Annotated in this window: 11 protein-coding genes; 4 read left to right on the top strand and 7 right to left on the bottom strand. The window is 67.1% G+C overall.

What is annotated here, in order from left to right; all coding sequences use genetic code 11:
• Nucleotides 1–32: 32 nt before the first annotated feature.
• Entirely contained in the window at nucleotides 33–584 is a 552-nt protein-coding gene (locus tag L7H23_RS12885) for a hypothetical protein (protein WP_237836269.1), read from the top strand.
• Here L7H23_RS12885 and L7H23_RS12890 read toward each other — a convergent pair.
• Together L7H23_RS12890 and L7H23_RS12895 are read right to left on the bottom strand one after the other, a co-directional pair.
• Nucleotides 562–2,112 (bottom strand): serine protease, encoded by a 1,551-nt coding sequence (locus L7H23_RS12890; protein ID WP_237836270.1) that lies wholly within the window; start codon nucleotides 2,110–2,112, stop codon nucleotides 562–564. The two genes, L7H23_RS12885 and L7H23_RS12890, sit on opposite strands and share 23 nt — an antisense overlap.
• A gap of 36 nt (nucleotides 2,113–2,148) precedes the next feature.
• Nucleotides 2,149–2,970, bottom strand: coding sequence for a DUF2306 domain-containing protein (locus L7H23_RS12895; RefSeq protein WP_237836271.1), 822 nt, complete (start codon nucleotides 2,968–2,970; stop codon nucleotides 2,149–2,151).
• Nucleotides 2,971–3,129: 159 nt separating this feature from the next.
• Here L7H23_RS12895 and L7H23_RS12900 point away from each other — a divergent pair, with 159 nt between their 5' ends.
• From L7H23_RS12900 to L7H23_RS12910, 3 genes are read left to right on the top strand one after another with little or no spacing between them, the layout of a single operon-like run.
• The gene (locus L7H23_RS12900) at nucleotides 3,130–3,600 is read left to right on the top strand and encodes a DUF1203 domain-containing protein (protein ID WP_237836272.1); all 471 of its coding nucleotides are present in this window, start codon (nucleotides 3,130–3,132) and stop codon (nucleotides 3,598–3,600) included.
• Complete coding sequence (ada, locus tag L7H23_RS12905) at nucleotides 3,597–4,631, top strand: bifunctional DNA-binding transcriptional regulator/O6-methylguanine-DNA methyltransferase Ada (protein ID WP_237836273.1); 1,035 nt, start codon at nucleotides 3,597–3,599, stop codon at nucleotides 4,629–4,631. Before L7H23_RS12900 ends, ada begins: the two co-directional genes overlap by 4 nt.
• Nucleotides 4,628–5,386 (top strand): isocitrate lyase/phosphoenolpyruvate mutase family protein, encoded by a 759-nt coding sequence (locus L7H23_RS12910; RefSeq protein ID WP_237836274.1) that lies wholly within the window; start codon nucleotides 4,628–4,630, stop codon nucleotides 5,384–5,386. Before ada ends, L7H23_RS12910 begins: the two co-directional genes overlap by 4 nt.
• 6 nt (nucleotides 5,387–5,392) lie before the next feature.
• On the opposite strand, the gene L7H23_RS12915 is transcribed toward L7H23_RS12910, so the two are convergent.
• The 5 genes from L7H23_RS12915 to L7H23_RS12935 form a co-directional block, all read right to left on the bottom strand.
• Nucleotides 5,393–6,877, bottom strand: a complete 1,485-nt coding sequence (locus L7H23_RS12915; protein ID WP_237836275.1) for a tetratricopeptide repeat protein — start codon at nucleotides 6,875–6,877, stop codon at nucleotides 5,393–5,395.
• A complete protein-coding gene (locus tag L7H23_RS12920) occupies nucleotides 6,874–8,409 on the bottom strand; it encodes a hypothetical protein (RefSeq protein WP_237836276.1) in 1,536 nt (511 codons plus the stop codon). The genes L7H23_RS12915 and L7H23_RS12920 overlap by 4 nt, the downstream gene beginning before the upstream one ends.
• A gap of 70 nt (nucleotides 8,410–8,479) precedes the next feature.
• A complete protein-coding gene (locus L7H23_RS12925) occupies nucleotides 8,480–10,648 on the bottom strand; it encodes a primosomal protein N' (RefSeq protein WP_237836277.1) in 2,169 nt (722 codons plus the stop codon).
• Nucleotides 10,649–10,697: 49 nt separating this feature from the next.
• A complete protein-coding gene (locus tag L7H23_RS12930; RefSeq protein WP_237839250.1) occupies nucleotides 10,698–11,783 on the bottom strand; it encodes a PepSY-associated TM helix domain-containing protein in 1,086 nt (361 codons plus the stop codon).
• A gap of 5 nt (nucleotides 11,784–11,788) precedes the next feature.
• Entirely contained in the window at nucleotides 11,789–14,005 is a 2,217-nt protein-coding gene (locus L7H23_RS12935; RefSeq protein WP_237836278.1) for a TonB-dependent receptor, read from the bottom strand.
• Nucleotides 14,006–14,045 lie beyond the last annotated feature (40 nt).

The following is a 14,045-nucleotide window of genomic DNA, read 5'->3' on the forward strand; positions in this document are numbered from 1 at the left end:
GGCGCAGCCTCGCGTGCGAGGAGGGCAGGCCCATGCCGCTGATCGCTGCCATGCTGCTGATGACGACCTTCGATATCGATCCGTCGTACAAGCCGGTGAAGGACCCGCTCGCGCCCGCGCGCGCGGGCAAGATCCAGTGTCACGAGCCCGATACCGAGGGGCACACCTGCCGGATCATGACCTGGTTCAGTGAGGGCGCCGACGGCCGCGTACAGGCGCGCCAGATCACCGCGCTCGCCGACAAGCCCTCGCTTGCCGCCGAGCTCAATATCGCCCTGACGCGTGAGGGTGCCGGCTTCTGCGGGGTGGTGAACGAAAGCTATATGGCCGGCTTCCGCATCGTCAGCGGCAGCGCGCCCTATGCGCCCGCCGACAACAAGCGTTATGCGATCCTCTATCGCGAAGGGCTGCTCGCGACCTTGTGGAACCGCAAGACCTGTTCCTATGCCTTTGCGCGGCCGGGCGACGACATGCAGCTGGAGGTCGGTACCGTCGACGGCGAATTCGCCGGCGAACTGATGGCGAGCTATATCTGGATCGATCCCGGCGCGGGCTGGCGGCTCAAGGCGCGGCCGCAGGTTTGATCGCGGCTGCCGCACCGGCGGCTACCTTCTGGCACTGATAGACGAGCCGCTCGTTCGGGCTCGCGGGAAGCACGGCCCGAACCGCATCCTGCTGAACCCGCAAACCTTCAAGCGCATCGGCGTCGGCGGTGCAGCCTTTCAGCGTCACGCCCGCGCGGACCTCGCGCGCTTTCGCCATCGTTTCTGCGTCGAGCAGGTAGCGCTCGACGCGATATTCGCGGCCTGCGGGGTCGATCGAGGCGACGGTGACGGTCGCTTCCTCGTTGGGGACGAGAATCCGCTGCCAGTGTCCGTCGGCGGCCTGTGTATATTGCGTCTTGTCGTTGACGCAGCCGTTTGCGGCGACCTTGATCGGCACGTCGGTGGTCTCGGAAACGGTGATGCGGCTGCGGTCCTGACGGATCGTGCAGAGCAGATTGCCCTCCGCGAGTTTAGGCGCATCGACAGCCGCCGGAGCGGCCGCCTCGTCCTTTACCTCGGCATGGGCATCGGGGCGCGTCACGAACAGCACCGCCGCCGCGAGGATCAGCACGCCGCCAGCACCGCCCGCGATCTTCGCGTTGCGGATATTCTTCTGGCCGTGGAACATCAGCGCCGCGCCCGCCGACAGCGCGCCGATCACGAACAGCACCCCGGCGAGCGCGATGCGGTTCTCGCGCGCGGCAAGCGCTCCTTCCTCGGCGCGCGCCTGTTTGAGGTCGTGGTCGAGCCGCGCGGCCTCATCCTTTGCGGCATTCGCCTCGGCCAGCTTGCGCGCGTCGGCGTCCATCGCGGCGCGGTCGCGCGCGTCGGCCTCGGCAAGCGAGAGACAGGGCGTGCCGACCGAGCCATATTGCTGCCCGGCATCGGCAAGGAAGCGCGAGAGCTCGCGCGTCGAGATCGCGAAGGCGAAAGGCGAATCGCCGTCGTCGGCGCGGGTGATCGCGCTGTTGATCCCGACGATGCGGCCGCACTGGTCGACGAGCGGCCCGCCCGAATTGCCGCGCGAGATCTTTGCGGTGTGGACGAGCATCGCGACCCCGTCGACGCTCTGCGTGTTCGACAGATTGCCCTCGCTCCGCGTCGGCGTGCGCGGGGTAATATAGTCGGACGCGCTGCGCGCGGTCGCCAGGTCGACATTGCCGGGATAGCCGAGCGCCACGACATCAACGCCCGAATCGAGCGGGCCGGTATAGACTGCCGCGGCGGGAAGCCTCGTTCCCGTAATCTCGATGAGCGCGAGATCGCGGTCGGTGTCGATCGCGATCAGCTTCGCCGCATAGCTTTTCTGCCCCTCCGACGGGACGACGCCGAGCGCGACATTGTCGGGATATTTCGCGGCCGATTCGACGACATGTGCGTTGGTCAGGATGCGCGTCGGCGAGATCGCGATGCCGCTGCCGTGGCCGAAGCCGACAACCTCGCCATCGACCATCGCGACGGTGACGACGCGCACGACGCTGCGCGAGGTCGCGCTGATATCGTCGGCGGCGCGCGCGGGCAGGGTGATGGTCAGGACGGCGAGCAGCAGCGCGAGGAGGCGGGTCATGGCGGCGAACCTAGCCGCTGATGATGCGAAGGCAAGCTAGAGATAGGGGCTCCACATCATCATCCACGCGCCCGCGCTGCCGGCGAGGATGACGAGGCCGCTTACGCCAAGCAACGCAGCGACACTCGTCTTCGCTGCGGGCGTGCCGTGTGCACCGGCGCGCAGATAGAGCTCGGTCACCGCGAGCGGGAGCAGCGAATTGGCGAAGGCGAGGAAGATATCGAACGGCCCGTCCATCGCCTTGCCGATCCCCGCGCCGCCGCTTGCGATCCCCCACGCCATATAGCCGACGCGCATGAACCAGACCGCGCTCGCGACCGCGAACAGGCGGAGCGCCCAGCGGCGATGGTCGGCGAAGCGACGGGCGCGGGCGGTGCGATACGCCATCGCGGCAAAGGCGAGGATGAGAAGCGCGTCGAGGCTGATGCCGAACGCGCCGATGAGGTTGAGCCACGTGCCGCGCCCCCAGGTGAGCCACAGCCCGCCGAGCGCCAGCGCCAGCGCGCTCAGCAGATAGAGCCGGCCGTTCCAGCGGTGGACTGCGGGCCAGCGGCTGCGGATCGCGGGGACGAGCTGGACCAGCCCGCCGAAGGTGATCACTGCCGCCATCAGCACATGCGCCGCGAAGAAGAGATTGCCGCTCGCGTCGCCCGCGACGAAGCCCTTGATCAACGGTTTGGCGTTCCACGCCGCGAAATTCCCTGACAGCGACGAGGGATAATAGAAGGCGAGGATGAAGGCGGTGAAGAGCAACTGGCCCGCCGCGATTGCGAGATAACAGAAGGTCGCGGCGCGACCGAGCCAGTCGGCGCGGCGTGCCGGCCGCACAGGTTCGAAGGATGCGTCGATCGTCGCCATGGCAGTTCCCCGATTTTCCCGGGAGAGTGCCGCAAGCCTTATGGTGAGTCAATGATATAATACAGTAACACACTAAGGTCGCTACTTTGAACGCAAGCATCGGGACGCGCCGGGAATCGCGGCGTGGCATTGCCGGGTCAGACAAGAAAGGACCTGCAAATGACCTATATGATCCGGGGCCTCGACCCCGATCCGTTCGCGCCGCTGTTCGACCTCGACGAGGCCGGGCTTGCCGCGGTCAACGCGCGCCGCGTCACGGCGACCGCCGACCGCGGCTTTCCGTGCCGCGTCAGTCTCGACGATGCGAAGGCGGGCGAGGAGCTGATCCTGCTCCATCACACCAGCCATGATGTCGCGACGCCGTATCGCAGCGCCTATGCCATCTATGTACGACCGGACGTGACGGCGGCAAGCTACCGCGACGAGACGCCGCCGGTGTTCGAGGGGCGTCCGCTGGCGCTGCGTGCTTTCGATGCGGCGGGGATGCTGCAGACCGCACGGCTCGCGGCGCCGGGCGAGGCCGATGGCGTGATCCGCGACCTGTTCGCCGATGAGGGCATATCCTATATCGACGCCCATAACGCCGCGCATGGCTGTTTTGCCGCGCGAATCGAAAGGGATGCAGCATGAGCGCCGACCTGATGACCGACGACGATCGCTGGGCGGCGGTGCTGCGCCGCGACCGCGCGCTCGACGGGCGCTTCGTCACCGGGGTGCTGACGACCGGCATCTATTGCCGGCCGAGCTGCGCCGCACGGCATCCGCTGCGCGACAATATCCGCTTCTTCGCCGATGGCGCCGCGGCACGCGAGACGGGGCTCCGCCCGTGCAAGCGCTGTCTGCCCGACGATGTCGCGCGCGACGAGGGTGCGGTGCTGGCCGCAATCAAGGCGATCAAAGGCAGCGAGGAGCCGCTCGCGCTCGCCGACCTCGCGGCGCGCACCGGCTATTCGCCGACGCATTTCCAGCGCGTATTCACCCGCCACACCGGCCTGTCGCCCGCCGCTTACGCTCGCGCCCTGCGCGAGGAGCGGGCGCGGCAGGCGCTGAGCGATGGCACGAGGGTGACCGACGCGATTTACGACGCGGGCTTTTCGGGGCCGTCGCGCTTTTACGAGAATATGGAGGGACGCATGGGCATGACGGCTTCGGCTTGGGTGAATGGCGGCAAGGGCGCGACGATCCACTGGGGTGTCGTACCGACCAGCCTTGGCGACATGCTCGTCGCGGCGACGGAGAAAGGCGTATGTCGCCTCAGCTTCGACGAGGGCCGTGAGGCACTCGAAGAGCGCTTCCCCGCGGCCGAGCTGGTCGAGGGCGGCGAGGAGTTTTCGGCGCTGTTGAAGCAGGTCGTCGATGCGGTCGAGGCGCCGGTGAACGGATTCGACCATATCCCGATCGATGTGAAGGGTACCGCCTTTCAGGAAGCCGTGTGGCGCGAGCTGCGGCGAATTCCTGCGGGTGAGACGCGGAGCTACTCGGACATCGCCGCCGCGGTCGGCAAGCCGAAGGCGGTGCGCGCGGCGGGGAGCGCGAACGGCGCGAATAACGTCGCGGTGTTGATCCCGTGCCACCGCGTGGTACGCAGCGACGGGACGCTCGGCGGCTATGCCTATGGCCTGCCGATCAAGCGCGAGCTTCTGAAAAGGGAAAGCAAATGACCGACAAAGTAGCCGAGTTTCGTGCGCTCCATGTTCCGGGCGACCCGCTGATCCTCGTCAACATCTGGGACGCGGGGAGCGCGAAGGCGGTCGCCGCGGCGGGGGCGAAAGCGATCGCGACGGGAAGCTATGGCGTCGCCGGCGCGCAGGGCCGGAACGACGGCGAGGATTTCCCGCTCGAGGATGTGTTCGAGAATCTCGGCCGCATCCTCTCGGTCACCGACCTGCCGGTCACGATCGACATGGAGTCGGGCTATGGCGCCGATCCGGCGGCGGTCGGCGTCTCGGTCGGCCGAGCCTTCGATGCGGGCGCGGCGGGGATCAATATGGAGGACCGGCTGCCCGGTGAGAGTGCGCTGCTGCCGATCGCCGGCGCGCAGGCGCGCTACCGCGCCGCCGCCGATACCGGCATTTTCATCAACGCACGCTGCGACACGTTCCGCGGGCAGGATGCGGCGAAGGATGGCGAGGCGCTCGTCGCCGCGACGCTCGAGCGTGCACGCGCCTATGCCGACGCGGGCGCGGGATCGCTGTTCGTGCCCTTCCTGCTCGACCCCAAATGCATCGGCGCGATCTGCGAAGGCTCGCCGCTGCCGGTCAATATCCTGCGCGGCAAGGGCGGCCCGACGCACAGGGAACTCGCGAGCCTCGGCGTCGCGCGGATCAGCCACGGGCACCAGCCGTGGGCCGCGGCGATGGCATGGCTGACAGCGGAGGCCGGGCGCGTGTTCGGCGGCGACGAGCCCGGCTACTGAGCCCGTCTATAGCCCGCCGCCGACGAGCGACCTGATTGTCGCCAGCGCTTCCTGAACCTCCGGTCCGCCATGCGGCAGGTTGGCGATGGGGCGGAGCAGCGCGACGGCGTCCTTCTTGCGCCCGTCGCGCAGATAGAGTTCGAGCAGTTCCATGCGCCATTGCCCGTTGTTGGGATCGATCGCGAGTGCCTTCGCAAGATAGGTGATCGCCGCGTCGGAGGCTCCTTCGTCCTCGCGGATATTCTCGAACGTTGCGAACAGCGCGTCGACATTGTCGGGGTCCTCGCGCAGCACGCCGTCGAGCAGCTTGCGGGCAGCGGCGATCCTGCCCTGGAATTGTGCGGGCGAGCCTTCGTCGGCGCTGCGGGTCATGACCCGCGCGCGCAATATCCGGTCCTCGGCCGTCGTGCCGGCGGGATCGAGCAGCGCTTCGAGTTCGGCGGCGCCGATATGGCCGTTGTCGATCGCCAGCAGCATCTTGGCGGAAAAGGCGCCGACCACCCTGTCGCCGGGATGCTCGGCGATGATTTTCCGGATGTGCCCCAACAATTCTTCCTGCGCCTTCACGCCCGCGGTGAAGCTGTCGGCCCGTGACGCCTGCCGGTAGAGTTCAAGCCGCATGCCGACCAGCGCGATCTCGCCCGGGGTCAGCGGCCGCGCGCGGATGAGCGACGCGTCGGCGGGCGGAATCGCGATGGCTTTTTCGGGCGGAATGCCTGCGGCCAGCCAGTCGTCGAGATCCCGGTCGAGCTCCGCCGAGCCACCCGCGAACAGCGACGCGTCGGCCTTGCCGCCCTTGGCCTTCGCATCGAGATAGGCGGCGATGCCCGCCGACTGCTTGCCGCCCAGATAACGGTGGCTCGTGATCAGCCAGCCCTTAGCGTAGAAGCGGCCCATCGATTCCGGATCGGAAAAGCTGCGCGACGGGCGTTCGAGATCGTCGAAGCGCATGCCGCCGACTTCATTGAGAAAGCTGACGATCTGCGGGGGCGCCCCACCATAGCGCATGGTCCCGTCGGCGCCCCGATGCGCGGTTTCGAAAAAGGAGGCCGCGCCCTCCATGAACCATCCGGGCTGCCAGTTGCCGAGGTGCCGCAGCATGAAATAATGGGTATATTCGTGCCTCAGCGTTTCGGCGGGATCGAAGTCCTCATAGCCCCGCGCGGTCACCGGCATCAGCGCGAAATTCTCGACCGGATTGGCATTGAAGAAGCCCGCGGCGAAGCCGGGCATTCCCGCCTCGGTCATCAGCTGTGCATGGTCGCCGTACATGATCATCTCGACGCGGCGGCCGCGACCGGGTCCGACCACCCCGAACACCTCGCGCAAGAGGTGATCGAGATCGAGCAACTGCACGCCCAGCGCGCGAAGCGCCTCGGGCTCCATATCGGCCTGGAGCGCGAATTCCCGGGTCTCGATCCGCTGCCATTCCGCGTGGGCGGTCTGTGGAAGAGCCAGTAGCGCAGCCAGCGCCAGTGTCAGGAGCTTCATTCGCCGGCGTCCGTGTCGGGGGCCTCTTCGGCCCCGCCTTCGGCATATTTGCGCATCTTTTCGAGCTGACCCAGCAACTCCTCGCCGCTGCCGCCGTCGTGGGGGTCGAAAGCGACGATCCGCGCCAGATTGATCGCGGCGTCGAACTTGCCGTCGTTGGCGAGCGCGAAGGCATAGTTCATCCGCGCCTCGATATTTTCGGGCCCCAGATTGAACGCGCGCGCGAGCCCGTCGATCGCGATCGGAGGCGGTTTCATCCCCTGATTGACGAAGCTCCTGTAATAGGCGGAGAGCGGGACCGGGTCGTCCGAATTGGTCCGGTTCGCGAGGATGATCGGTTTGCGGACCGCATTCCAGTCGGCCGCGGTCGCATCCTTCCTGTCTTCGACCTCGACGGTCAGCATCTCGCCGAGCAGGACGTTGGCGCGGACATGCTTGGGGTCGAGGGCGAGCGCCTTGTCGACCGCCGCCCGCGCTGCCGCCTTGTCGCGTGTCTCGTCGGTCAGGTCCCATTCGGCCTTCGCAAGCTCGAACCAGATGCCTGCGTCGCCCGGATATTGCGCGGCCAGTTTCTTCAGTCCGTCGCGCGCCTTGAGCATCCGGGTGTCGCCATCGGCACTCAGGCGTTCGAGCCGCAGCGGCACCACGGCATCCTGTGCGGGCGTCAGGGCGACGATCGTGATCGGACCGGCGATCGCGATCGCCTCGGCGGTGGTGCGATAGCTCATCGGCTTGTTCATGTAGCGATTGAGGTCCTGGTCGAGCACCGCGAGGTCGCCGAAACTGTCGGTCGCGGCCTTCTTCGGATCCTCACCCTTGTTGATCGCGGCGATATAGGTTCCGAGCTGGCTGACGCGTCCCTTGTCGTTGAACAGCATGTGCGTCAGCAGCCACGACCGGCCATAATAGACATCCATCTGCCCCGAATTGCGCATCTCGAGCGGGCGCTGGAACAGCAATGTGGCCGCCGGGATTTTCGGCATCGTCAGCAGGCCATAGGCGCGGCTGTAGACGGGCTTGCCGACCTCCGCCTTACCTTCCTTGGTAAAATCGGCGGTCGAATAATATTCGGCAAAGCCCTCGATGAACCACGCCGGGAAGGCGCCGGGCAGGAAGCGCTTCATGAAATGATGGCTATATTCGTGAAACAGCGTCTGCTGCGACTGCGGCGTCCCCTTGATCACATAATCCTCGCGGTTCGACACCGCGAAGCTGCCCTCCGGGTCGGGGCTGTAGAAGCCCGCGATCGACGATCCGCCCTTGCCCGAGGCGAGGCGCCCGGCGTCGGTCGCGCGGTCGACCAGATAGATGGTCAGCGGATTGGGATCCTTGCCCCCCTCGACCTTGAAGCGATAGCGAAGCGTCGCATCGAAACGCTCGAGCTTCTCCGCGAAATCGCGCAGGTCGCGTTCGCTGCCCTCGCTATAGATAATGAAATTGTTGGTGTCGGCGCGTAGCCATTTCGCCTCCGCCGGCGCCGCCGCGCCAGCCATCGCGATTCCGGCCATCAGGCCCAAGCCGGCTTTCCCCATTTCTGCGCCCCCGCCCATTGGTGGACGCGATGCTGCCAGCGCGTCTCAGCGCTGTAAAGGGCTGGCGCCGTTAAACAAAGCTATATGGATCAATATCGATCGCCAGCCGCGCCTTGCTAGGCCAGTCGATGCTGCCGACCCATTCGCGGATCGTCCCCTGCAGGTCGAAGCTGCGCGGGGCGTGGAGCAGCAGGCGGAAGCGGTGACGCCCGCGCAGCATCGCGAGCGGCGCCGGAGCCGGGCCATAGATGGCGAGGCCATCGGCGACCGGAGCTTTCTGTCCCAGCCGCTGCGCGACACCGCGCGCGACCTCGATATCCTCGGACGAGATGACGAGCGCGGCGAAGCGACCATAGGGCGGGGCGCCGGCGAATTTCCGTGCCGCGGCCTCGGCGGCGTAAAAGCCTTCGCGGTCGTTCGCGACGAGCGCCGCCATCACCGGGGCGTCGGGCACACGCGTCTGGATCAGCACCTCGCCGGGCTTCACCCCGCGTCCCGCGCGTCCGGCGACCTGCGCAATCTGCTGGAAGGTGCGCTCGGACGCGCGAAGGTCGCCGCCGTCGAGGCCGAGGTCGGCGTCGACCACGCCGACGAGCGTGAGGTTCGGGAAATGATAGCCCTTGGTCACCAATTGCGTGCCGATGATGATGTCGACCATCCCGGCTTCGACTGCATCGACGAACTCGGCCGCTTTGGCGGGCGACCAGAGCGTGTCGGAGGTGACGATCGCGGTGCGCGCCTCGGGGAAGCGTAGCGTCACTTCGTCGGCAACGCGCTCGACGCCGGGGCCGCAGGCGACGAGGCTGTCCTCGTCCTCGCATTCGGGGCAGAGCCGCGGCGGCGGCATCACATGGCCGCAATGGTGGCAGGCGAGGCGGTGGACGAGGCGGTGCTCGACCATCCATGCGGTGCAGTTCGGGCACTGGATGCGGTGGCCGCAGGTGCGGCAGAGCGTCAGCGGCGCGAAGCCGCGGCGATTGAGGAAGAGCAGACTTTGCTCGCCCTTCGCCAAGCGGTCGGCCAGCGCCTCGACGAGCGGCGGCGCGAGCCAGCGGCCGCGGTCGGGCGGGTCCTGCCGCATGTCGATCGCCGCCAGATCGGGCATCGTTGCGCCGCCGTAGCGCGCGGGCAGGACGATATGGCGATACCGCCCCGCCTCGACCATCGCGAGGCTTTCGAGCGCGGGGGTCGCGCTCGCGAGCACCACCGGCAGTCCCTCGAAATGCCCGCGCATCACCGCGACGTCGCGCGCGTGATAATGGACGCCGTCCTCCTGCTTGAAGCTCGTCTCATGCGCCTCGTCGACGACGATGACGCCGAGGTTGCCATAGGGCAGGAACAGCGCCGATCGCGCGCCGACGACGATCTTCGCCTCGCCCGCGGCGATGCTGTGCCAGGCGCGGCGGCGCTCGGTCGAACGGAGGCCGCTGTGCCAGGCGACCGGCTCGCAGCCGAAACGCGCGGCGAAGCGCGTCAGCATCGGTTCGGTCAGCGCAATTTCGGGGAGCAGCACCAGCGCCTGCTTCCCCGCGTCGATCGCGGCGGCGATCGCCTCCATATAGACTTCGGTCTTGCCCGATCCGGTGACGCCGTCGAGCAGCAGCGTTTCGAATTTCGCGGCATCGACTGCCTCGCGAAGCTGGTGCGCGGCGGCCGACTGCTCATCCGAGAGGTCGGGCGGCGCGAAGGCCGGATCGGGTTCGGGATAAGGCTGGTCGGCCGAGACGCTGATCGCTTCGAGCGCGCCGGTCTGGACGAGGCCGCGGATCACCGCCTCGCTGACTTCGGCCATCGCGGCGAGTTCGCGGATTATCCCCTGCCGTGTCCCGATCTTCTCGAGCGCGACGGTGCGCTGCGGGGTCATCCGCGCCGGCAGCTCGCCGGTGGCGCGATACTCGACGATCGGACGCCGCGCGTCGGCAAAGGCCGCGCCGGGCAGCACCATGCGGAGGACCGATCCGGGGGGGGCGAGATAATAGTCGCTCGTCCATTCGACGAGCTTGCGCAAGGGAGCGGGAACCGGCGGTACCGGCGCGACCTCGAACAGGTTGCGCAGGCGATTGTCGCCGACGGGTTCGGGCGCGCCGAAGCTTGTGTCCTCCCACACCACGCCGCCCATCCGCCGCGGGCCGAGCGGCACGACGACGACGCTGCCGAGCGGGGCTTCGCTGCCATAGGGCACGCGATAGTCGAGCGGGCCGAGAGCGGCGGTCAGGAGGAGGACGCGGGCGCGGGTCATGAACTGGGCAGGATATAGGATGCCCCGCAAAATAGGAAAGCGCCGCGCGTCAGCTTGTGGCGAGGACTGCCTTCTTCGCGATCCGCTTCGCCGGCTTCGGCCGTTTGAACCAGAAGGTCCACACCGCGAAGCTGCCGAGCATCGTCATCGCGAGGCCCGAGAGCGTCAGCAGGATGCGCCACGTCCAGCCGCCGACCTTCGATGCATGGATCGGGAAGGCCATGTTGAACGCCTGCGCGCCCGAGGGCAGCGCAAGTGCGTCGCGCGCGGCGAGCACTTCCCCCGTCGCGGCGTCGAAGGCGATCGTGGTGCGGCCGTTGGGCAACCATTCGGCGGGTTGCTTCATGCGCAGGCTGATCGGGTCGCCGGGTTTGCGCGGCAGGCTGAGGATACGGAACTCACCGTCGGGAAAGCGGCGGCGGGCCTCGGTCAGCATTGCGGTGTAATCGGGTTTATCTGCCAGCGGTCCGCCCTTGTACTTCGGCGGATCGAGCGCCTTCGCGGTCTCGGCCATCGGTCCGAAGGGCGCGACGACGCCGAGCGCGAACGGGCGAAATATCATCATTGTGCCGGTGACGACCGAGATCAGCAGCAGCGGCGCGGCGACGATGCCGATGTCGCGGTGATGCCAGACGATCGATGGGCGCGACATGCGTTTCGGCCAGAGGCGGAGCTGGAAAGTCTTGCGCGTGCGCCACCACAGGATCGCGCCGGTGACGACGAAGAAAATGCCCGCGAGGCCTGCAATCCCGATCACCCATTCACCGCTATCACCCGCGAAGAGATGGTGATGAAAATCGAAGATCCACAGTTCGGGCCGCTCCCACTGGCTCGCCCAGCGCGTGACGACCTCCCCCGACTGGCTGGCATAGGCGCCCGCCTCCTTGCCGAGGCGAAGCTGGTTCAGCCCGAAGCGCTCGTCGGCATAGATGATGCCCTGCGCATGCGGCATCGCCATCAGCTTTTCGGTTGTCGCGGCGACCGTCGGCAGGTCGCCGCGCAGCGGATCGCCGGTCCCGGGCAGTCCGATCCACAGATGCTCGTACAGCAGGATCGTGCCCGTCAGGCCCATGAGCGCGAGCACGAGGCCGATCAGGCCGCCGGTCCAGCGGTGGAGCGTGTCGAGCAACTGCATCATGTCTAGAACCTGTAATCCCACCCCAGCGTGAAGGTCCGGCCGCGGCCCGCGAAGAAGGCGAGATTGTCGGTGGGAAGCCGCGTGTCGCTCGAATAGTCGATATAGAATTTGTCGAACAGGTTTTGCACGCTGAAGCTGAGGCCGCCGAAGCCGGTCTGGTAGCGGATGCTGGCGTCGGTGATGTTGTAGCCGCCGAAATTGTTGCGCGGATCGGGGTTCGCCTTGCCGTGGAAAGTGCGGTCGAGGAAGAATTGGGTCTGGATCAGCGCCGAAAGCGGGCCCTTGTTGTACGACGCGTTGAGGTTCAGGCGGTCGGGCGAGATGTTCGTGCCGTCGAGGTCGGTGTCGACGATCCCGTCGGGGTTGGCGCTGTCGCTGTCATATTTGCCCTGCAGATGCGCATAGCCGACGCCGAGCTTCAGCCCGTCGATCGGCAGCGCGACGCGCAGGTTGACCTCGAGTCCCTGAATCTCGACGCGCTGGCGCTGGACGTCGAAGATGCGGTCGGGACGCGCGATCAGCAGCTGACCCTTGTCGCTCGACGACCAGAAATAGGTCGCGCTCGCGTCGAGCGGGCCGCGCTTCAGCTCGATGCCGATCTCGCGGTTGTTCGAGACGATCGGCGAGATGTCGAGGAAGGTATCGAGGTCGACGCCCGTGGTGTTGACCGCGCGGGTGATGCGGCCGATGTCGGGGACGGTGAAGCCCTCGGCATAGCTCGCATAGGCGCGGATACCGTGCCACGGCTCGACGATCACGCCGCCGTTGATGAGCAGATCCTGGAACTTGGGCTTGCCGCCCGCGACATCGACGCCGCCATAGCTCGGCAGGCCGCAATTGGTGGTGACGGTTGCCGAACAGGCGCGGAAGGTGGTTGATGCGAGCGTGTGATAATCGTCGATCTTGATCTTCACATTTTCCCAGCGCACCCCGCCCGCGAGGCGGACGACGCCGTCGAACAGCTTGAGGTTCGCCTGCCCGAAGGGCGCGAGGCTGCGGAAGTCGCTCGGCGGCACCCAGACGCGCCCGGTTGCGATCAGCGCCTGCTCGGTCTTGTCGACGAGCGCGTCGAAGCCGATCGTCAGCGTCAGATCCTCGAAGCCCGGGACTGCGCGCTCATAGCTGAGCTTCGCGCCAAGTTTGCGGCTGCGGTTCTGTGACTGGTCGAACAGCGTGCCCACCGGCGCGAGCGCGGGGTCCTGGAAGGTCGCCTGCGTCGCAACCTCGCCGCCGAAGGTGTCGCGGCTGCGGTTGAAGAAGATCTGGCTGACGAAATTGCCGCCGCCAAGGTCGGTGTCGGTCAGCGACGCCGCGATGCTTTCGGTACGGTTCTGCGCCGACTTGCCGGGCGGCGTACCGCGGACTGCGGTCGTCGGAATGCCGGTCAGGCGATTGCCCGCGAGCGCGACATAATCGCCGTCGCCCTTCAGCTCGAAGCGGCTCGCGATCAGGTCGAGGCGTGCGGTCGGCGACAGTTCGTAGCCGAGGCGCGCGAAGAGCGAGAGCGTTCGCGAATCCTGCGTCTCGCCCTGCGTGAGGTTGAGCCCGACGCGGCGGCCCTCGCCGTCGTAGAAGGCGCCGCGCTTTTCCCACGCGGCGCCGAAGGTCGCGTCGAAACGGCCGGCGCGATACTGGACGAGGCCCGCGACCTTGCCGCCCATTCCGTCGCCCGAGAAATCATTGTCGGTGGTGCCCTGCAGTAGGAAGCGGCCGCCAAAGCCCTCTTCCTTCGGTGCGCCGACGGTGACCTGGTTGACGATGCCGCCGGTGCCGCCGATCCCTTGCAGCGCGTTCGAGCCATAGATCAGCTCGACGCGGTCGACGAAGAAACCGTCGATCGTGAAGCCGTCGCGGCTGCCGTCGCGCATCGGGGTCGACTGCGGAATGCCGTTGATCGCATAGAGCGGCGAGCGCCCGCGCAGCGTCTCGCCCGCGCCCGACAGTTTCTGGCGCGTCGGCGAGAAGCTGGGGGTCAGCGTCGATACGGCATCGGTGACCGAGCCCGAGATCGCAATCTGCTGGTCGAGAACGTCCTTCGAAATGACGTCGATCGTCAGCGGCAGCGCGTTCGGCGGCAGGATCGTGCGCGCGGCGGTGACGATGATGCTGTCGTCATCCTGAGCGGTGGCATTCGCGTCCGCCGGCGCGGCGTCCTGTGCGAAAGCGGGGAAGGGAAGCGCGCCCGAAAGCAGCGCGGCAACGATCCATTTGCGATTCATTCATGGCTCCTGTTTCGAGGGGCCGCTAATGCGAGCTATT

Source organism: Sphingopyxis sp. BSN-002 (genome assembly GCF_022024275.1).
In the GTDB taxonomy this organism is placed as follows: domain Bacteria; phylum Pseudomonadota; class Alphaproteobacteria; order Sphingomonadales; family Sphingomonadaceae; genus Sphingopyxis.